The 19,786-nt window shown below is 49.1% G+C and carries 14 protein-coding genes; 8 read left to right on the top strand and 6 right to left on the bottom strand.

The window, feature by feature from the left end; genetic code table 11:
• Window positions 1-156: 156 nt before the first annotated feature.
• Window positions 157-2,010 (top strand): ATP-dependent zinc metalloprotease FtsH, encoded by a 1,854-nt coding sequence (gene ftsH / locus VB741_RS04965; RefSeq protein WP_323364038.1) that lies wholly within the window; start codon window positions 157-159, stop codon window positions 2,008-2,010.
• Window positions 2,011-2,047: 37 nt separating this feature from the next.
• Here ftsH and VB741_RS04960 read toward each other — a convergent pair whose 3' ends face one another.
• Window positions 2,048-3,958 carry an EAL domain-containing protein gene (locus VB741_RS04960; RefSeq protein WP_323364037.1) on the bottom strand — a complete coding sequence of 637 codons (1,911 nt, stop codon included), beginning with the start codon at window positions 3,956-3,958 and terminating at the stop codon, window positions 2,048-2,050.
• A gap of 400 nt (window positions 3,959-4,358) precedes the next feature.
• Complete coding sequence (gene recN, locus VB741_RS04955) at window positions 4,359-6,071, bottom strand: DNA repair protein RecN (RefSeq protein ID WP_323364036.1); 1,713 nt, start codon at window positions 6,069-6,071, stop codon at window positions 4,359-4,361.
• Between the two features lie 411 nt (window positions 6,072-6,482).
• Between recN and VB741_RS04950 the strand changes: the two genes are divergently transcribed.
• Window positions 6,483-8,402 (top strand): ABC1 kinase family protein, encoded by a 1,920-nt coding sequence (locus VB741_RS04950; RefSeq protein WP_323364035.1) that lies wholly within the window; start codon window positions 6,483-6,485, stop codon window positions 8,400-8,402.
• A gap of 100 nt (window positions 8,403-8,502) precedes the next feature.
• Here VB741_RS04950 and VB741_RS04945 read toward each other — a convergent pair whose 3' ends face one another.
• The gene (locus VB741_RS04945; protein WP_323364034.1) at window positions 8,503-9,069 is read right to left on the bottom strand and encodes a hypothetical protein; all 567 of its coding nucleotides are present in this window, start codon (window positions 9,067-9,069) and stop codon (window positions 8,503-8,505) included.
• Between the two features lie 515 nt (window positions 9,070-9,584).
• On the opposite strand from VB741_RS04945, the gene VB741_RS04940 reads away from it, so the two are divergent.
• Window positions 9,585-10,205, top strand: a complete 621-nt coding sequence (locus tag VB741_RS04940) for an anti-sigma factor family protein (protein WP_323364033.1) — start codon at window positions 9,585-9,587, stop codon at window positions 10,203-10,205.
• Here VB741_RS04940 and VB741_RS04935 read toward each other — a convergent pair whose 3' ends face one another.
• Window positions 10,206-11,432, bottom strand: coding sequence for an FIST signal transduction protein (locus VB741_RS04935; RefSeq protein ID WP_323364032.1), 1,227 nt, complete (start codon window positions 11,430-11,432; stop codon window positions 10,206-10,208).
• Window positions 11,433-11,881: 449 nt separating this feature from the next.
• On the opposite strand from VB741_RS04935, the gene VB741_RS04930 reads away from it, so the two are divergent.
• The 4 genes from VB741_RS04930 to VB741_RS04915 all read left to right on the top strand — a co-directional run bounded on the left by VB741_RS04930 (window position 11,882) and on the right by VB741_RS04915 (window position 14,421).
• A complete protein-coding gene (locus VB741_RS04930) occupies window positions 11,882-12,106 on the top strand; it encodes a Calvin cycle protein CP12 (RefSeq protein WP_323364031.1) in 225 nt (74 codons plus the stop codon).
• A gap of 217 nt (window positions 12,107-12,323) precedes the next feature.
• Window positions 12,324-12,920, top strand: coding sequence for a DUF3177 family protein (locus tag VB741_RS04925; RefSeq protein WP_323364030.1), 597 nt, complete (start codon window positions 12,324-12,326; stop codon window positions 12,918-12,920).
• A gap of 15 nt (window positions 12,921-12,935) precedes the next feature.
• Window positions 12,936-13,229 (top strand): DUF7734 family protein, encoded by a 294-nt coding sequence (locus VB741_RS04920; RefSeq protein ID WP_323364029.1) that lies wholly within the window; start codon window positions 12,936-12,938, stop codon window positions 13,227-13,229.
• Window positions 13,230-13,353: 124 nt separating this feature from the next.
• Window positions 13,354-14,421, top strand: coding sequence for a 3-deoxy-7-phosphoheptulonate synthase (locus VB741_RS04915; RefSeq protein WP_323364028.1), 1,068 nt, complete (start codon window positions 13,354-13,356; stop codon window positions 14,419-14,421).
• 51 nt (window positions 14,422-14,472) lie between these two features.
• Here the strand turns inward: VB741_RS04915 and VB741_RS04910 are convergent, their stop codons facing one another.
• Window positions 14,473-15,669, bottom strand: coding sequence for a hypothetical protein (locus VB741_RS04910; protein ID WP_323364027.1), 1,197 nt, complete (start codon window positions 15,667-15,669; stop codon window positions 14,473-14,475).
• A 496-nt stretch (window positions 15,670-16,165) separates the two neighbouring features.
• Here VB741_RS04910 and VB741_RS04905 point away from each other — a divergent pair, with 496 nt between their 5' ends.
• A complete protein-coding gene (locus VB741_RS04905) occupies window positions 16,166-17,656 on the top strand; it encodes a FecR family protein (RefSeq protein ID WP_323364026.1) in 1,491 nt (496 codons plus the stop codon).
• A 197-nt stretch (window positions 17,657-17,853) separates the two neighbouring features.
• Here VB741_RS04905 and VB741_RS04900 read toward each other — a convergent pair whose 3' ends face one another.
• The gene (locus tag VB741_RS04900; RefSeq protein WP_323364096.1) at window positions 17,854-19,545 is read right to left on the bottom strand and encodes a protein kinase domain-containing protein; all 1,692 of its coding nucleotides are present in this window, start codon (window positions 19,543-19,545) and stop codon (window positions 17,854-17,856) included.
• Between the last annotated feature and the right edge of the window lie 241 nt (window positions 19,546-19,786).

Below are 19,786 nucleotides of genomic sequence, written 5' to 3'. Positions count from 1 at the left end.
CTTTGCCAGAGGCACTCGACCGTTCCATCCATCCTTACTACTGTGGGCAAAAAGCGTTGAAAACCCGACAGATGGTGTACGGTTTTCAATCAGTTTTTTTCTCCAGCTACGTTGATAGGCTAAGGCTAAGGACACATTTGCAAGGAATTTCAACCCATGCCAGTCAATAAAAACCCTCGTCCACCGCGTTCCCAACAAATTAGCAGCCTGCTACTGCTGTTAGGGGCCATACTGCTAACGGTCAATATTTTTCTACCGATTCAGCAAACGCCACGCACGCCTTACAGCATGTTTATCCACCAGGTGCAAGAGCACGAGGTAATTAAGGCATCTGTGGGGCAAAACGAAATTCGCTATCAGGTCAAAAATGAGTTGGGACAACCCAGTACGGTCTATTCCACTACACCGATTTTTGATCTCAAGTTACCCGATTTGTTGGAAGCAAACGGTGTCGAATTCGCAGCGACTCCCCCCCCTCAGAACCAATGGATTGGGAGCCTCCTGAGCTGGGTGATTCCGCCGTTAATCTTTATTGCCGTGTGGCGCTTTTTCCTAGCCAAAGGTGGCGGTCCCCAGGGGGCACTGTCCATCGGCAAAAGTAAAGCCAAGGTGTATGTCGAAGACGAAGCCACCAAAATCACATTTGAAGATGTGGCTGGCGTGGAGGAAGCCAAGACTGAACTGGTGGAAATCGTTGATTTTTTGAAAACGCCGAAGCGGTTTACCGACATCGGGGCAAAAATTCCTAAGGGCGTGCTGCTCATCGGCCCACCAGGCACGGGTAAAACCTTACTCGCAAAAGCTGTAGCCGGAGAGGCCGGTGTACCCTTCTTCAGTATTTCCGGGTCCGAATTTATCGAAATGTTTGTGGGAGTGGGATCCTCTAGAGTCCGCGACCTGTTTGAGCAGGCCCAAAAGCAAGCGCCTTGTATTATCTTTATTGATGAATTGGATGCCATCGGTAAATCCCGTGCTTCGGGTGGGTTTTACGGGGGTAACGATGAGCGGGAGCAAACCTTAAACCAGCTGCTCACCGAAATGGATGGCTTTAGTGCTGGGGAAAATACCATCATCGTCTTGGCCGCCACTAACCGACCAGAAACCCTAGACCAAGCCCTACTTCGCCCCGGTCGATTTGACCGCCAGGTATTGGTGGACCGTCCTGACCTCAAAGGTCGAGCAGCCATCCTCAAAATCCATGCTCAAGAAGTAAAGCTTGAGGAGAATGTGGATTTAAATGCGATCGCTACCCGCACCCCTGGATTTGCCGGTGCCGACTTGGCCAATCTGGTCAATGAAGCGGCCCTACTGGCAGCGCGCAATCACCGTCAGGCAGTCATCCAAGCGGATTTTGCCGAAGCCATTGAGCGAGTCGTTGCCGGTCTAGAGAAAAAGAGCCGCGTACTCAACGATAAGGAAAAAGAAATTGTTGCCTACCACGAAGTAGGCCATGCCATGGTGGGAGCCCTCATGGAAGGAGGTGGCCAAGTGGAGAAAATTTCCATTATTCCACGGGGTATGGCCGCCCTAGGATATACCCTGCAACTGCCAACGGAAGATCGTTTTTTACGTAGTGCCGATGAACTTAAAGGACAAATTGCTACCCTCTTGGGCGGTCGTTCCGCCGAAGAAGTCGTCTTTGGCTCCATTACCACCGGCGCTGCAAACGACCTCCAGCGGGCCACTGAAGTAGCCGAGCAAATGGTCACCACCTACGGCATGAGCGATGTACTTGGCCCCCTGGCCTACGACAAAGGGCAGCAAAGCTCATTTTTAGATAGCGGCATGCCGAATGCACGTCGCAATATGAGTGAGGAAACAGCCCGAGCCATCGATGCCGAAGTCAAGGGCTTAGTGGAGGCAGCCCACGAAAAAGCCTTGGGAATTTTGCGGAGTAACCGAGCAATCCTGGAAAGCATTTCACAGCAGTTACTAAAAGAAGAGGTAATCGAAGGCAATGTCCTACGGGAGATGTTAGCCCAGGTACAACCCTTAGAGGCAGAAGCATAGAGGCCTCGACCTCCTTAAACCCTCTCTTCAACAGACCTTATGCATCAAACCGGGGCAGTGGCTTGGGCTTACCAATGCCATAGCCCTGGACATACCCCACGTTCAACTCCCGGAGCCGGTCCAAAATCAAGTCGTTTTCAACAAACTCAGCGATGGTTTTCATTCCCATCATGGTGGCCACCTGGTTCACCATATCGACAATCGTAGGAATATAGTCTTCTGTTTCAATACTACGAATCAAATCCCCATCGATCTTGAGGTAATCAACAGGCAACTGACGGAGATATCCGAAGGAAGAAACACCACTCCCAAAATCATCTAACGCAAACGTAACCCCCAACTCTTTGATAGTGGTGATAAACTTCAGCGCCTGATCTAACTGAGAAATGGTCGTTGTCTCAGTAATCTCAAAACATAGCCGGTCTGCAGGCATCGCCGATTGTTGCAACAGCTGAGTCACAAACTCCGTAAACCGTTCATCGCTCAAACTACTCCCTGAAAGGTTAATGGCGACAATCGTTTGAGCCTCAGGGTAATAGCGGTGATAGTTAGTCAGCACGGTTTTTACCACCCAGCGATCAATCAGCCCAATCATGCCATAGCGTTCTGCCATGGGAATAAATAGATGGGGATGGACAATATTGCCCGCTTCATCTGTCAAGCGTAATAAAATCTCCACATGACTATGGGAGTCATCCCACAGGGAGATAATCGGTTGCTCCATTAAATAAAATCGATTTTCTTCAATGGCTTGGGGAATATTGGCAATATGAACTAATTCAAGATGTTGTCGATCCAGTTCAGTATCATTTTTATCGGCCAAGTACACCCGACTCCGACCCAAATCCTTTGCCTTGTAGCAGGCTAAATCAGCCCGGCTGAGCAATTCAAGCACATTGGAGACATCAGCCAAAATGGGTACTAGGCCAATGCTGACGCCTACCTGAAACTGACGCCCCTGCCACATAAACTGATAACTACTAATTTTGTCGACTAGGGTTTGGGAAAGTTGCTGCCCCTGTTCCAGGGAACAGCCCTCTAATAGCAATCCAAATTCATCTCCCCCTAGTCGGCCTAGGCTATCGGAGCTACGAATATTTTGCTGCAGGAGCTGAGCCAGCTCTGCTAACAGCTGGTCACCCACTAAATGGCCAGCTGTATCATTGACAATTTTGAATTGATCTAAATCGAGATAGCCCAACACAGATTGCATGCCTCTCTCCTGCACGCGTTTGATCGCCTGCCGCAGACGGGTATCAAACTCATTCCGATTAATCAATCCCGTCAGGGGATCATAGGTAGCCTGATAAGCAATGGTTTGGGTCAGATTATATTCCTCTGTTACTTCTCGCTGCAGGCCACGATAGCCCTGAAAGCGATGATGTTGATCAAACAGGGGACGGGCATTGAGCTTAAAGATGCGGAGCGTTGTGTCGGATGTTTGTAACCGCAACGTAAAATTTTCTAGGGGCTGATACTGGGTTAACCGCTCTTGCAAGTAATCCCAATCGGCTTCCAGCTTAGAATGATTCACCAGAGCCTGGTAGGGAGTTTTACCCACTAAATCGTCCCGTTGGAAGTAGTGGAAATTGCCAGAAAGGTAGGAAAATTTTAGGTCTTCGTCTAACTCCCAAAATAAATCTGCACCGAGGGTTGCCAAGTCGTGGGACCGTTTTTCATTTTCCTGTAGTAGCTGTGCCTGAAACGAACGACAGCGAAGCACTTCAACGAGCAACACGCAAATTACCAAACTGGCTAAACCCAGACCGATCATTAGCCCTAGGATGTTTGGGTCCAGGTGTCCCAGCACCCCAAGTTGGTAAATAGAAGCGGCCCCAACCGGCTGACGAGCCCATACTAGTGGCGATAAACGCCATTCCTGTAAACCTGCCAACCCAACAAGAATTGTATTAAGAGCGTGCCACACAATAACGGGACAATAAATCACAGTTTTAAGCAAGTAATGGCCAACGGCAGCGATAATTTAGCAATAGTGCTGAAATATAACTTTGTGCATATGGTTCGGCACAGCCGTGATCGTTGAAAACCTTTAAATAGCAATAGCTATGCAGTCTTCTGAGAATGTATTCAGCAGACTGATACACAAGAAACAGTTAGGAACTTGTGCCAAAAACAATCCCAAAAATGATCCTAGTGATCTGCACAATACCCCTGCACTGCAGCACTAGGCCCATGCCTGCTTCTAGTGTGGTCTAAATGTAAGTTTTATTCAAAATACCCAATTTAGTTAACGCTTACAAAGTCTGTCAGTCCCCAGATCTCAACTATAACAGTCACAAAAACAGTCACCAACAGTAGCCTATCCAACGGGTTCAATGGTCTACGAGTCAATAGTCTTGACGAATTGTGGCCGCTTGGGCAAGGAGTGATTCCGCAAAGGCAATACCTTCTTGGTGGGAGCGACCACCGGCTAACTGGGCCAGTTCTTCGCGACGCGCAGCGGCATCGAGATCTGTAACTCTCACCACGGTACGCTCATCACCCTTTTTTTTACCGTTAAAGACCACTTGCTTATCGACATGAAAATGAGCATCTGCCATGGCAGCCACTAGGGGTTGATGGGTTACACAGAGTACCTGACGATGCTGACTAAGCTGATAAAGCTTTTCGGCAATAGTTTGGGCTACACGCCCTGAAACACCCACGTCAATTTCATCAAATATTAGGGTCCCAATGGGGTCTACCTTAGTGAAACAGGCCTTAAAAGCCAGTAGGAACCGGCTCATTTCTCCACCGGATGCTATTTCTGTCAGGGGCTGTAGGGGCTCACCAGGGTTAGGACTAAAGAGAAACTCGATCATATCCCCCCCATGGGCTTGGGGCGGCATCGGTCGGAGGTCGGCCTTAAACTTGACCCGTTCCATGGCTAAGGGCTTGAGTTCCTCCACCAGTTGTGACTCTAATCGTTTGGCGGCTTTTTTTCGAAGTTTTGTCAGCTTGGCACATTCATCATCCAGCGTGGCTTGGGCTTGTTCATAGGCCGCTTCTAACGCTTCAATGGACTGTCCATCACCGTTGAGGGCATCTAAGGCCACCTGTATTTCCTGATAGTACTCAATTAGCTCAGGTAAGTCGCGACCATATTTTCGACACAGCTGTTTCAGGTAGCTCATCCGGGCCTCCACCTCAGCTAGACGGGCTGGGTCCGTTTCTAAATTTTCCCCATAGGTATTAATTTGGCGTCCCGCTTCTTCTACTTGGGCCAGGGCATCGCTGACCAAATCAAGCATCGGTGTCACCTGCTCGTCAAATCGTTGCATGGAGCTGAGCAGTTGCTCCACCCGTCCGAGTAAGTCAGAACAGCTATCAAAGCTACCATCACTTTCATAAAGAATTTGGTAGGCATCGTAGCTTTGTTTTTGGAGTTCAACGCTGTGGCTAAGACGCTGATGTTCCTGCTTTAAGCGATCTAACTCGTCAGGGTCTTGCAGGTTGGCGCTGCTTAAATCCTGGGCATGGTAGTCAAATAAATCAAGCTGCTGCTGGCGCTGTTGCTCGGCTCGGCGGCGACGTTCTAACGCCTGCTGAGCAGCAGCAGCAGCGTCATAGGCCTGACCGACTATTTGACGCTGCTGCTGACTGCCGCCAAACCCATCGAGCCAATCGCGCTGGACATCTAGGGACCCTAACTGCACGGTTTGCCCCTGGGCAGTAATTTCCACCAATAGACAACGTAGCTCTTCTAGCTGATTCTTTTTAACAATGACGTCATTGAGACGGCTGCGACTACGGACACTACCTCGACCGGTGGTCAGTTCCCGACTACAGCGTAGTCCACCATCAGCCAAGGGTATGTCGTTGGTATTGAGCCACTCGGTCACGTTGGGAGGGGTCTGAAACGTGGCTTCGATGAGGGCTTTTGTTTCCCCTGTCCGCACTAATCGTCCAGTGGCTTTCCCGCCTAAAACCGTATCAATGGCATCGAGGATAATGGATTTTCCGGCCCCTGTTTCTCCGGTGAGAACATTAAGACCGGGCTGGAGCGAAAGCTCTAGCTGATCAATCAGGGTGAAATTGTCGATTTTCAGGGAGGTTAGCATGGCCATTGCCTCCGGGGCACAACAGGTTGCAGACAGATGTGACTAAACCAGAGCACAGCGTGGGACAGCCAAATAAATGTACGGCTCGAACAGCGAGCTAATCAATCTTACTGTGGATTTTTTACTGTGAAAATTAAGTGCACTGTCGGGCTGGTGCAATTCGGCCAAATCTTTTCAGGGTTAGGCCCTAAGGACTTCGGTTTCTGCGACTGACACCGATCCAAGGAAAGCACTATCCTGTCAATTAGCAATAGTTGATGGGGATAGCAGGGACAGTTTGTTACAATAATTAAGATAACTTAACGAAGGCCTAGTTAAAGCATTAGCTGGATGACTTTCAATCCCCCTAAGGTCCCAAAATCCTACCAGTTGACTTTATTGAAGCGCCTTATACCTAAAAGGATATAACCCATGTCTGCTGCACCAGCGTTCTCCAGCTTGAATAACGGGTCGGTATCTCCAGCCAAGTCTTTGGAGGAGCTATTGACCTACGATCCAGCTGCGATCGCACACTACTATCGCTCTCGCTCCCTACAAATTTTCCTGCGCCTAGTGGAGCTGGTGTGGACTTTCCTGGGTTTTGGCCTAGGACTGTTGTGGGATCGTCAAACCGGCCGCCAAGCAAAAAATGAAGTTAAGCGCGCTGTTCAGCTACGGCAGGTATTAACCAAGCTGGGTCCCGCCTACATCAAAATAGGCCAGGCCTTATCCACCCGGCCAGATTTGGTGCCCCCGGCCTTTATGGCAGAGCTGATTAAGCTACAGGACCAAATCCCACCGTTTCCCAACGAAATTGCCTTTCGGCTAATCCAGGAAGATTTGGGGCAAACTCCCGACCATATCTATGCAGAAATTTCCCCAGACCCCGTAGCGGCAGCATCCCTGGGCCAAGTGTACAAAGGCAAACTGAAAACGGGTGAGGACGTGGCCATTAAGGTGCAGCGGCCAGGACTCACCATACAAATCACCCGCGACATCTATCTATTAAGACGGTTGGCCCAGTGGGCGTGCAATAACCTCAGGGTGGTGCGCAGTGACCTGGTCAGCATCATGGATGAATTTGGCACCCGCATCTTTGAAGAGATGGACTATAACCACGAAGGGGAAAATGCCCAACGGTTTGAGTCCCTTTACGGATACATCCCCAATATCATTGTGCCAAAAATCTACACCGAGCTGACCGCCCGCCGGGTACTCACCATGGAGTGGATCAATGGTACGAAGCTAACCGAACCGGCCCTGTTGGAGGCCAAGGGCCTCAAAGCAACTGAGGTGGTAGAAATTGGCGTGCAGTGCTCCCTCAGGCAGCTATTGGAGCACGGATTTTTCCACGCTGACCCCCATCCGGGCAATTTACTCGTCACCGATGATGGCAAGCTGGCCTATCTAGACTTCGGCATGATGTGTGACGTAGAAAGCTATCAGCGCTACGGTCTGATCGAAGCCATCGTGCACATGGTGAACCGCGATTTTGAGGGTTTGGCCAACGACTATATCAAGCTAGAATTCCTGACTCCTGAAACCAACCTTGAGCCCATTATCCCGGCTCTGGCCAAGGTGTTTAACAATGCCCTAGGGGCCTCAGTGGCTGAACTCAACCTGAAAAGCATTACCGATGAATTTTCGGCCCTGATGTACGAATATCCATTTCGGGTACCGGCCTATTACGCGCTGATTATTCGTTCCCTCGTCACCCTCGATGGCATTGCCATTAGCGTTGACCCGGACTTCAAAGTACTCAGTAAGGCCTATCCCTACGTGGCCAAGCGCCTGCTGACCGATCCATCGCCTGAACTGCGCCAATCGCTCCAAGAGCTGCTGTTTAAGGATGGGGATTTCCGTTGGAATCGGTTAGAAAATTTGCTGCGCAATGCTCGCTCCAGCCAAGACTATGACCTGGCCAATGTCCTAGAGCAAACTATTAACTACCTCTTCTCAGAGCGGGGGGACTACATTCGCGATCGCATCGCCGATGAGCTAGCAAAGAGCCTTGACCAGTTGGGCCATGGACTAGTGCAGCGATTACAAACCGCTGTCAGCCAAGCATCCACAACTCAAGCCCCCATCGCCAACCAAACCAACGAATGGGAACACATCAGCCGCATTGTCAGCCTCCTGGGGGAAACCAAGGGCATGGACGGAGGAAAAATAGTGAGTCTGGTCCCCCAGGTACTCGCTAAGCCTGAGACTCGAAAAATGGGGCAGCGTGTAGCCCGTAACTTAGCCCAGCGGGCGGCAGCCAGGCTATTGCGCACTATTTTCATGCCAGCCCCTGGCAATGCTCAAATAGCCAACAATACGCCCTTACTATCCGCCCAAAAGACCGCCTAGGGAACGGCCTGGCAAGATTTACTGGACAGAGCTAGGGAGACTTGATTTGATTTTGCTTTTCAAGCTCTTCCTGCCCTAGCCTCAATTTCTTCTCTAAGGCTTAAATTTCATCTCGTCGAGCTTCAAGCTCTTCCTGCTCTAGCCTCAATTTCTCCTCTAAGGCTTGAATTTCATCTCGTCGAGCTTTAAGCTCTTCCTGCTCTAGCCTCAATTTCTCCTCTAAGGCTTGAATTTCATCCCGTCTAGGTTCAAGATCTTCCTGATCTAGCCTCAATTTCTTCTCTAAGGCTTGAATTTCATCTCGTCGAGCTGCCGTTTCTAAAGCGCGACGACGAATTTCTTGGCTTTGCAACGTCAGGGACTGACGCCACTGCTCAGCCCGTTCAACTTCTTGATGGAAAAACTGTGGTGTCACCCCTTGGGTTAGAAATTGAGACACTAAATCTAAAACCCAATCCGTTGCTTCTTGAAGGTCAACGACCCGATTAGATGCGTCTAACTCTACTAAAACCAGGGTTCCCTCATTCAGGGTGACGGGCAATTTACAAACGGTTTCCTGATCTCCAATGGACAGTTCCCAGAGATAATCTTCGAGCTGACGCGCCAGAAATTGTAAGACTATAGCGCCCTCAGAGGTGGTATGGCAAACCTTGGCCAAGTGCTGCATGATTGGATAAGCAAACGGCTAGAACTTAGTATACCCTTACCCCCTTCGATGTTTATGTGTTCTATCGGGGAGGTTCGTCAAGTTTTCGTATCTATCTTGTATAAACTGGCACAAACTTGACATCTCTAGGGCATCACAGTGCGAAAACTCCAACTCCAAGATTGATTCATCCAGTATAGTGATTGCTTTATGCGCCGGGAAGATGGTGAGCGTTGGCTCTATTCCTAATGACATCTGATGGGCATTACGAGCAAGATGGTGAGCGTTGGCTTTATTCTTAATGACATCTGATGGGCATTACAAGCAAAAAGTCTTGGCTCTCCGGATACTTTTTGCTCAGCCCAACGTCTCGGATCAAAAGCGTACTGCTTGAGTTACTTCTTGATAGAAGTAATCAATCAGTTCCCCAGTTAGTCTCTAGTCACCAGAAGAAGACTAACGGACAATCGAGCAGGCATCTTAGAGCAGCCGATTTGAGGGGCAAGGTTACTGGTAGATTAAGGTCCACAAACGTTATGTCCTTTGATCATGCTTCCTTTGATAAAAGCAGCTCCTCTGGCAAAGTTGAGCCCTTTGACATATCGTCAGAGCAGTCTGACGGCAATCAGCTCCCGGCTGGAGAGACCCCTGAGCAAAGGACTGAACACCTCGAAACCTATGACGAAGAGGAACGTTTTGAACTACTCAGTGCCTATCTGGATGATGAAGTAACTGCTGCAGAACGACAGCAGGTGGCCCAGTGGCTGATGGATGAGCCCCATACCCTGCAAATGTATCGGCGATTGCTCATGCTGCGCCAAGCGATTCGGACCGCACCGGTCCAACCTCAACCATCTCTACAGGTGCCGACGCCGCCAAAGCGAGTCTGGAGGACATTATCTTCACCTACAGTGCATAGGGTCGTGATTTTCGCCATTTCCATCGCGCTTATCAGTGGCCTGATGCAACTCACTACTGTTAGCGGTCGCCAACAGTTGCGAGAGGCTTGGCAATATATCAAATCGCTGCCTGAAGGTGCATTGTTAGAATTAGCCTCAACAAGTACAAAAATACACCCTGAGCAAACCCCAGGGTCTACTTTTTCAGCCCTAGAATCTAGCCCAACGCCCCCCTGGGCAAAACCTAGCAAGATCTAGTTATAGAACCCCACGACAAATCCCAAAGACCGAGGTAAAACCGTGCAAAAACGTCGTTTTACCCACCGGACCAATTTCACCATTACAAAAGAATCCCCCCAAGGGTACTGGCCCCAGGTGTTGACTAAACTGCTCAGTGTCGCAATTAGGGGCATCAAATAGACTGGTGCCCCGACCATTACAAGCAAACAGCAGGGCTCCTGAAGGAGCCGCCTGTCCTTGGCGACTTAGCCGATAATCGCTTAAGAGCAACGCTAGCTCGTCCTTTGCCGTGTGGGCATCCCGTAGATGAAATTGAATTCGTTGACCGGGACGAATTCGATCTGCGATCGCAATCGCCCCCAGCTTGGGATCCACCCCCACCAAATTACGAATCAAAAAATCCCCCTGCCCTAGGGACTGCTTAAAATTGCTCTGGGCCAAGCCAATAAACAACGACTCCTGAGCCAGCTGTCGATCCGCCTCGTCCAAGTCCTGAAAAAGCTCCTGCAGAGCCTCCAGGGGTGTCTGCGCATCGGATTCTGCTTGGGAAAATTGAGCAGCCACTTGAGTGACTACATTCCGATCCCCCTCAACAACTCGAAACGTAGGACCAATAGGACGACAGCCCTGGGCCACAATGGGGTCAATCACAATGTTGCCAGACAGGGCCACACCAATCACACCCTGGCGGTAAAGCTGCTGACCACAAAATAATCCACAGCTGCGGTTAATGCTTTCAATGCCGGCCAAACCACCCAACTTGACAGAGTCTGGATAGGCAAAATCTAACCCTTGCAATAGATCGTTCATGCCCGAAGCAAAGGGATCAGCCATCAATAGAAATTGGGGCTTGTCCTCCGGGGATACCTGAATAATTTCAGTCCACTCACTGGGGGGACTATCCAGATCGGGCAGCTCATCGATGGATAGGTGAAAGCCCTGGATGGTGACATCGGGCAAATGGGCAACCGTCAAGCTGATACCAGCGGTTTCTTCAACTTCTACCAAATGGCCTGCCTGGGTTCTACCAATTACCCCACTCCCACTACAGCCGATAATATGGGCTCCCTCCAGGGGACCTTTAAGCAAAGGCAGTACGCGGGAATATTCGCTCGCAAAGGCCGAAGAGATAAAAATAATTGCCAAGTTAGGGGCTGCTCCCAGTTGGCCCAATCCCTGTTCAACCACTTCTCGCAGTGCTAGCTCTAGTGAAGGATTGGTAGAGACGGCACTGGCCCATTTCATAGCGTTTGGTGGCAATGGTGGCAAACTCAATACTCTGAAAATAAATTAGGCTACTAGTCTAGTCTAGCCCCCGGCATCCTGACATTAAGCCAATGGGGGCTTACAGCATGGGGACCAGAGTGACGATTTCTCCCGATCCAAACTGCCTACTTGCAGTTCCTCAGGCTCGGCAAATGTGAAGCCAATGCCTTTGGTCAAAAGGTTTTCAACCCAGCAGCCCCACCGAAAATCATGGGTTTAAGCATACCTTGAGGATAGACACATTCCCCCAATTACAAAATGCTTCTTTAGATACAACGGGTTTCAAATAACCACAGCTAACATGGAAATGTAAACTACTCCTAACGCTAGGCTGCTGGTGGAAAACTCTAAACAGGCCACTGGACATTAGCGGAAAGCGTAATTTCAAAGCAAATAGTTCGTTGCAAGCCAAGGTAGGCCATAAGATCATGAACGATATTCAAGAAAAAATTTCCGAAGAGCTGAAAGCAGCCCGCGAGATTTGCAGCACTGAAGGTACCGGGTCTGAAAATTGTGCAGCAGCTTGGGATGCTGTAGAGGAATTGCAGGCTGAAGCATCTCATCAGCGTGAAGCTGAGAAGCCCAAGACTAACTTTGAAACTTACTGCGATGAAAACCCTGAAGCAGATGAGTGTCGGATCTACGAAGACTAACGACATGGATAGTTCAAGCTCCATGTGCTTAAAATCCATGGGCTGAAGATATCAGTAGATATCATTTAAAGTTGGGTACCTTAAGGCCAAGTCCCTTATTTCTGTAGGGCTTGGCCTTAATCGTGGATACAGACAGGTGGGCAAATAGGGCATGCCGATGTGCGGCCCTGCGATGTTAATCTAGAGAGCGTTTTAATGGCGCGTCATCCCCTTATTCATGCCGAGTTCTTCTGTGTTACAAGCATTGGTTTGGACAGACTATCGTCTGGCCGTCCTATTCACGGTGCTATTCCCGTTGATCCTTTTGGTTTGGGCATTGGTGGCGCGAGCTGAGGCCATCCAGCAGCTTATCGTCATTTACTGGAAGGTTTCCAGTTTGCTGGCCATTACCGTATACCTAATGATTGCAGGACTGCCCTTTAGCTTTTTAACCGCTACCATAGCTCGGGTGCTGATGCCCCTGTCCCTATGGTTTTGGGCCGATTTAAATGAAGAAATTCGGGAGCAGCCCTTTTCTTTACGGAAACTTGCCTTTACTGCATGGCGCTGGGGCATGACGTTCTATTGCGGTTTAGGGGTCCTCTTTCAGTTGCCTTTTTTGCGCTGCGCATTCTCCAAAACAGCCTTTGCGGGCGAAAGTTGTCAGGTATGGCTGGAGGCTCCAGCATTATTTAGGCAATCATTTCATGCTGGGTTTACCCCAGGATTCCTTGGCTTCTGGGCAATTTTGGCCTTGGTGGCTTATGTGATTACCCTGGCCTATTTTGTATTTGTCAAACTGGGACGTCAGGGACGGTCCGCTCTCAACCAGTAAGGTTAGCTTTCGGCCATGGCAATCTCGATTGAGAAACAGCTGGAGCAATATACGTTACAGCATCCCCAGGAGGTCTTGTTAGTCTCGATCGAAGTCGAGGGTGAAGCGGATGAAATTCTTATTTTCAAAGGATTTTCTAGTTCCCTGGTCCGGCCAACAGCCACGGATCCAGACGTACCGGTTCTCCCTGACGATGCGACGATCGTAACGATCGACCGATTGGCCAGTCCCTATCAACCCAATTGCCCCCATTACTTGGAACGGCACATTAGCTGGGATACATTTTCCCAGCGATTAATCAATCCTTGAGGATACACTCGTTGCGTTCACGACCTGTCACAATGGATACAACATTTACAACCACAGCTAATGCTGGGCTATCTCCATGTAGCTAGCTGTTTTAGTAGCTTTCCGTCGCGCTTCTCCTTCTGCTATGCATCAAACGCAAGATTTACATGTGGTTGAAACCCGGCCATTGATCAGTCCCGCCATGATCCATGCGGAACTGCCCCTGCCCCAGTCATCCGCAGAACTGGTGGCTAAAACTCGCGATCGCATCCGCAATATTCTTTACAACGAAGATCGCCGCCTATTGGTGATTGTGGGGCCTTGCTCTGTGCACGATGTGGGCGCCGCCCATGACTACGGCCAACGCCTAGTCAAACTCAGGGAATCCCTGTCCGATCAGCTAGAAATCGTCATGCGGGTCTACTTCGAAAAACCCCGCACCAACATTGGCTGGAAAGGATTAATCAACGATCCTCACCTGGATGGTAGTTATGACATCAATCAAGGACTGCGGTTAGCGCGTCAGCTCTTAATTGACCTAGCCGAAATGGGTCTACCCGCCGCCACGGAGCTACTGGATCCCATTACGCCCCAATACATTGCCGACGTGATCGCCTGGACAGCCATCGGAGCCCGCACCACCGAAAGTCAAACCCATCGAGAAATGGCCTCTGGGCTATCTATGCCCATCGGCTTTAAAAACAACACCGACGGCAGTCTCCAGGCTGCAACCAACGCCATGGTAGCGGCCAGCCGTTCCCATCATTTCCTCGGCATTAACCACAGTGGGCTAGCCAGCATTGTCGCCACCACCGGCAATCCTGACGGCCACCTAGTCCTACGCGGCGGCAAAAATGGACCTAACTACGATGTACGCAGCGTCGAACAGGCTGTAGCTCAGCTTGTCAAAGCCGGTCTCAATCCTAGACTGATGGTAGATTGTAGCCATGCCAACGCCAACAAACAATACCAGCAACAGTCCGTAGTGCTCAGCCATGTAGCAGAACAGCTACAGCTAGGCACCCGTAATATTCTTGGCGTCATGATTGAAAGCCACATTAAAGCTGGGAATCAGCCCATTCCAGAGAATTTAGACGACCTGGTATATGGCCAGAGCATTACAGATGCCTGCGTTGATTTTGAAACAACTAAAACAATGCTACAGCAGCTAGCTGTTTCGGTTAGGCCCCACCTGTCAGCAGCATCCCTCTAAACACCCCCCCGAACATCCGCGCTAAAGGCACCTTGCTAAAGGAACGTCTGGCTAAAACAATGGCCAGTTGACATTGATACTGGCCCCATAAATTGTGTCATCAAAATTGATGGCAGATAGGGAGGAACTACCAAATCTAACCCCAGTAAACAGACTAATGCGGGTAGTACTGGACAGGTCATGGCTGGCCTGGACCAGTATTTGATGATAGGTATCGAACCTCACAATCTCTGTGTAATCATCCAGAAATAGCTGATACAGCAAACTAACCCGGGTTTGAGGATCAAACCCATAATTCAAGGAACTAGTAGCAATCTGACTAAAACGGCTAAACTCTTTCGGATCGCTACTACTCACACGAGCTTGGTAGTAGGTATCCAACCAAGTACGGTTGTTGAGAATATCACGCCGACTTAGCAATAGCTCAACGTAATTTGCCGTAAAAAAGGAATCGCTACCGGGAGTACTAAGGTCTTGATAACGCCAATTAATTTGTCCGTAACTGCGCTGCCCTAACCGCTGACGAATGCCAGCTTGAAACTGTAGCTCGTTATAGTCAACCACCGACAAATCTTCATATCGTGCCAGGTTGGTTTCAGCACTCAGCACCAGCCTGGTATCCTCGGAGAGGCTAGGGAAGGCAAAAACACCCACTCCAGCTTGATAAATGCGGTCATCAATGGGGTTCGGTGTACGAAATAAATTACCGCCACCGTACACATTAGCCCGCCCGGTTAAAAAGACACTGGCTTGTCGGGTTGCCTCTGGTTCTACGTCCAACGGAACCTCGTCAGTGGGGCGAATACGCAGTAAGCCCAGTTCGCTGTCAATACCCAAGGGGTGCGATCTAACCCGCAAAATCCCCAACTCATCATCAATCGACCCCTCAGCCTCACCAGTCTGCGGCGGATGCTGATCTAACTCATCTGTCTGTTCCAGTTCTCCATCCTGTTCAACATCCTCCTCCGCTGAACGGGGTCTGATATCATGACCATTGACCAATATCAAGGGGCCACCAGCAGGCTTTTGCTTCTCAGGATTCTGCTGCTTGCATTGACAGCTCCCCAGGGGCTGCTTCGCCAGTTTTGACCCAGATGAAATAACGGCAGAATTCTGACCTCCATCAGCATCACGCAGCAGAACAACCAGCTCCACAGAGTTCAGACCTTCACCAGAACTTGGCTGATGTAATACAGCATCCTGGGCAAGTGCACTATAATCCAGCACTCCCCAAATACCCAGACACATAGCTAAGCATCGAATGCTCTTTCGTGGCCTAGAAAACAGACCCATGATTGATGTTCCATATTGCTAGTAACGGCCCATTGCAGTTGGCGATTGAGAAAATGGACCGATCCACAAGAAGGGCACCATGCCAAAGATGTATAAGTTTATTGATCAACAAACAAGCACAGTACCTATAAACACACAGCTCAACGCATAGCAGTTGTAACTGCAGTTGTAACCGCAGTTACAACTGTTGTAACTATAGTTCAGAAGCATCAACCCCCTGGCTACCCTAGGTCAAAATACCAAGAATATCCTTCCCAAACAGTTAAAAATACTGAAATATCAGGATAAAAACTGAGTAAATTACAAGATCTAGGCAACATTTTAAAGAAATTGTAAATAAACTGTGGCCATGTTACTAGGAAGTTGGGTAGTATTACTAATGGAGCAAAGTAAAATACGCGCTCCAGGTGCATCCTCCAGTAATTCTGCCGATGAGCCCTCATCCTTAGCTATGCAAAAAGTTTCTGCCATCTGGTGTTCACTTTTATTAGGGACCGCCTTGATATTGGGTAACCCAGTAAAAGCTTCGGCCCAAACGACCCTGACATCAGCCAAAGTTGAAAGCCTACGCAATCGAGTTCACCTGATTCCTACTGGCAGCAATGCCAGGCTGGCAAGGGTTGCCGATGTGATGAGAATTGGAGATGCCCTCCGCACAGCTGCATCCGCTAGGGCAGAGCTCCGCTTTAATGATGGTTCATTAGCTCGAGTTGGAGAACAAGCTACCTTTCGCTTCACGCCAAACACTCGAAACTTTCAGCTTTCGAACGGGACTGTTTTACTATTAATTCCCCCTGGTCGCGGACGTACTACCATACAAACCCCCAATGCCGTCACCGGGATTCAAGGATCGGCTCTATTTGTTCGAGTTCAGTGTTTGGCAGAGTTAACATCCGAAGGACACTGCGCTTCACCAGTAACTTTTGTCGGCGCTTTAACCAATAATCCAGCCGGGGCCATGGTGGCCTACAACGAGAGTGGTTCACAGCAACAGCTGCTCTATGCCGGAGAAATGGTTGTGATTGAAGATGGGAACATTTCGCAGCGGCTTGAATTTGATCTAAGCACATTTTATCAAACCGCAGGTCTTGCAGAAGGCTTAGGCCTTGACAGCGCGACCCCCCCAGCAGAGCTATCTGAAGACCTACAAGAAGTGTGGCAAGAGATTCAAGATGCTTTAGAGCTACAGGGTGATTTTGACAGTCAAGGTTCAGCGGAAGAGATTGTCGAAAACCCAGATTTTATTGCCCCTGTCGCCACTGCGATAAATCTAGACAGCGCTGAGCTAGATACAGCCTCCAATGGTGTTTTCGCTGGGTTCCCCGGATTTGAATCTTCACCAGCTGCCTCTTTTCACGGATTGGGTGAGGTAGCTACATCATCGGAAGCAGGTTCAACAACTGGCGTCATATCAACCCCTAGTAGCGTGGTAACTACTTCTACACCAACAACTTCCGTTGCTGTGCAACCCGTCACACCTCAAATAACTGACGATACAGTAGTTCAGCAACCTGTTACCCCTATAGCAACAGTTCCTGAAACGACTATACCTGGAGAAAGTGTTGCAGTGACTCCAACGACAACACCCGTAACAGCTGTGCCACCAACGCCAGTAGTCACAATTGTGCCAGAGCAGCCGCCAATCATCCCAGAAGCCGATCAGACACCTGTTCGTGAGGCAGTCCCTGAGGACACATTTAATTGGCAGTCCGCAGAACCTAATGTGGCACCAGCGCCAGAAGTCACAACTGTACCAGAAGTCACGGTTGTACCAGAGCAGCAACCAATCATCCCAGAAGCCGAGCAGACGCCTGTTCGTGAGACAGTCTCTGAGGACGCATTTGATTGGCGGTCTGCAGGAACTAATGACCCTGAAGTTTTACAAGTGCCAGACTTACCTACTCAAACCGAACAAGGTACCGAAACCAATCTACAGCTCTAATACTCGAGTGCTAAAAGCTGGCCGACTTTTTGGGTTGCCCAAAAAGTCGGCCATAGTCTAATCTCACGTTGGATTAAACATCTACAATATAAAGATATGCACACTTCATGCTTTGCAGGGTACTCAGCTACTTGCGATACATTTTTTAGTGTGGGCAACTATTCTGACTTGATATAATTCTTACTTCAACTCGTACTCTACTCATCACTATTATCATCGTTATCGATAGCAGTGGTTTCATTAGGTAGTTTATAACTCTTACCCCAGTCCGTTGGTAGAAGCATGGTCGAGAGTTTAGCGTCTTCATCGTTAAGCATCTCAGCTATAGGCATATCCTTTATCAGCGAATCTTCAGATAAACCATCTAGCTTCAATTGCCGTAAGTCCTCAAGTACCGCCTTTGCCGTCCCATAGCGTTGGTTAAAATCGTAACGCACCATTTTCTCGATAATCTTAGCAAAGCCAGGGTGCAAATCCGGCACTTTATCAGTCCATACGATTTCCCCATGGGAGTCTCGTTTCATCACATGGGGAGGCAGACCGGTCAGGGCCTCGATAACCGTGACACCAAGGGCATACAAATCACTACTAAAGTTAGGTAATCCAGCAGATTGTTCACTAGGCATATACCCCTGGGTCCCAATGCCCACCGTGGAGGTGATCCGAGCATTCGTATCCGTCAACCGATTGGAAATCTGTTTGACAGCACCAAAATCGATCAGAACATAGCGGCCATCTATTTTACGTGAGATGATATTAGAAGGTTTGATATCTCGATGAATAACACCTTGGGCATGGACTGTCTCAATCACAGGTAACAGATCTAGCAAGAATTGAGCTGCTGCGCGTTGTGACATCGGTTGTTGAGGATCCAGCAGGTCCTTAAGTAACGTTCCTTCAATCATTTCTTGCACCAGATAAAAGGAGTAGTTTGCCTCAAAATAAGCGAGTAAACGCGGTATTTGATCGTGCTCTCCCAATCGTTCTAGGGTAGACGCCTCTGAGGCAAATAAACGCTGGGCCAACTGGTGGGCCCTAGGATTGTCACTAACAATTTTCAGCTGTTTAACCACACAGATCGGATTACCTGGGCGCTGGGTATCTTGCGCTAGATAGGTATCACCAAAGCCTCCGGATCCAAGGATTTTACTAATTTGATAGCGATCACTCAGGACCGTGCCAATCATTTCACTCTCATGGACAGCTAGCAAATCTTTAAAGTCATCCTGTTGACTAATAATCTCCTGCACGATGGGGGATGTCACATAGCGCGCCAATGTATTACGCAATGTTTTTTTCCGTAGCTGATCGCCAAAGAACCCAATGGAAAAGTCTGCGACAGCAAATCCTAAGACACTCAAAATAGGCACTGTAAAAGGGATAATGACACCCCCTGCTACAAAAATAACAAATCCAACTATCCCCCAACCCAAAGCACCTAAAACTGCAAAAGCCAAGCGGCGAAGAGGTTTTCGCGATGAGACTTGGGTAATCACAACCGCCATCCCCCCCAGCCAACCCGTCACTATCAACGCACTAAGCCATGGTCTTTGGGACAAAGAATAGAGTGCTAAGTCACTTCGCAATGTTGCAACAGTATTCGCTAAAATCTCCACGCCAGCCATCTTGGTGGGATACAACAAGCCTTCTGAGAACGGTGCTGCGTGAAAATCTTGGTGTAGAGCAGCCGTAGAACCAACTAGAACAATCTTATTTTCAAAGAAACGACCGCTATCTAACTGTGTCTTCCAAAGCTGCTCATCCAAAAGATACCAAAAGGGAATATGTTGAAAAGTTTTGGCAGGACCGTAAAAGAAAATATGGTCACCACTGTCATTGGTATAGTCAACTTGGGCTGCCTGCAGTGTTGCCTCCGCAAAACTCAACACAGAGGAGGATGCAGTATCGTCTTCTATCAGCAACTCATCACCAAGGAGATCTGCTTCCACCTCCCTCAACGTCTCTAAAAACTCTCGACCGAGGCGATGAATTTTACCATTGGGTGTAACTACTCAGGCTTAAAAAATTAGAGAGTTTTCCCAGGTTACAGAGATTATCAGCTAGCGTAATCCAAATATAGGAATTGGTAACCTCCTTGAGCAAGCCCAAGGGTCGCATCAAACTCAGTGA

The sequence above is a fragment of the Leptothoe sp. PORK10 BA2 genome (assembly GCF_034932105.1).
Lineage (GTDB): Bacteria > Cyanobacteriota > Cyanobacteriia > Phormidesmidales > Phormidesmidaceae > Leptothoe.
The sequence above is the reverse complement of the archived record's forward strand: the minus strand, read 5'-3'. Positions and strand labels throughout refer to the sequence as shown.

What these genes read in the sequence shown, in the direction of transcription:
- VB741_RS04950 (WP_323364035.1), top strand. Translation starts at nt 6,483, where the DNA reads ATGTCTGCTGCACCAGCGTTCTCCAGCTTGAATAACGGGTCGGTATCT.
- VB741_RS04945 (WP_323364034.1), bottom strand. Translation starts at nt 9,069, where the DNA reads ATGCAGCACTTGGCCAAGGTTTGCCATACCACCTCTGAGGGCGCTATA.
- VB741_RS04910 (WP_323364027.1), bottom strand. Translation starts at nt 15,669, where the DNA reads ATGTGTCTGGGTATTTGGGGAGTGCTGGATTATAGTGCACTTGCCCAG.
- VB741_RS04920 (WP_323364029.1), top strand. Translation starts at nt 12,936, where the DNA reads ATGGCAATCTCGATTGAGAAACAGCTGGAGCAATATACGTTACAGCAT.
- ftsH (WP_323364038.1), top strand. Translation starts at nt 157, where the DNA reads ATGCCAGTCAATAAAAACCCTCGTCCACCGCGTTCCCAACAAATTAGC.
- VB741_RS04935 (WP_323364032.1), bottom strand. Translation starts at nt 11,432, where the DNA reads ATGAAATGGGCCAGTGCCGTCTCTACCAATCCTTCACTAGAGCTAGCA.
- VB741_RS04940 (WP_323364033.1), top strand. Translation starts at nt 9,585, where the DNA reads ATGTCCTTTGATCATGCTTCCTTTGATAAAAGCAGCTCCTCTGGCAAA.
- VB741_RS04930 (WP_323364031.1), top strand. Translation starts at nt 11,882, where the DNA reads ATGAACGATATTCAAGAAAAAATTTCCGAAGAGCTGAAAGCAGCCCGC.
- VB741_RS04905 (WP_323364026.1), top strand. Translation starts at nt 16,166, where the DNA reads ATGCAAAAAGTTTCTGCCATCTGGTGTTCACTTTTATTAGGGACCGCC.
- VB741_RS04925 (WP_323364030.1), top strand. Translation starts at nt 12,324, where the DNA reads ATGCCGAGTTCTTCTGTGTTACAAGCATTGGTTTGGACAGACTATCGT.
- recN (WP_323364036.1), bottom strand. Translation starts at nt 6,071, where the DNA reads ATGCTAACCTCCCTGAAAATCGACAATTTCACCCTGATTGATCAGCTA.
- VB741_RS04915 (WP_323364028.1), top strand. Translation starts at nt 13,354, where the DNA reads ATGCATCAAACGCAAGATTTACATGTGGTTGAAACCCGGCCATTGATC.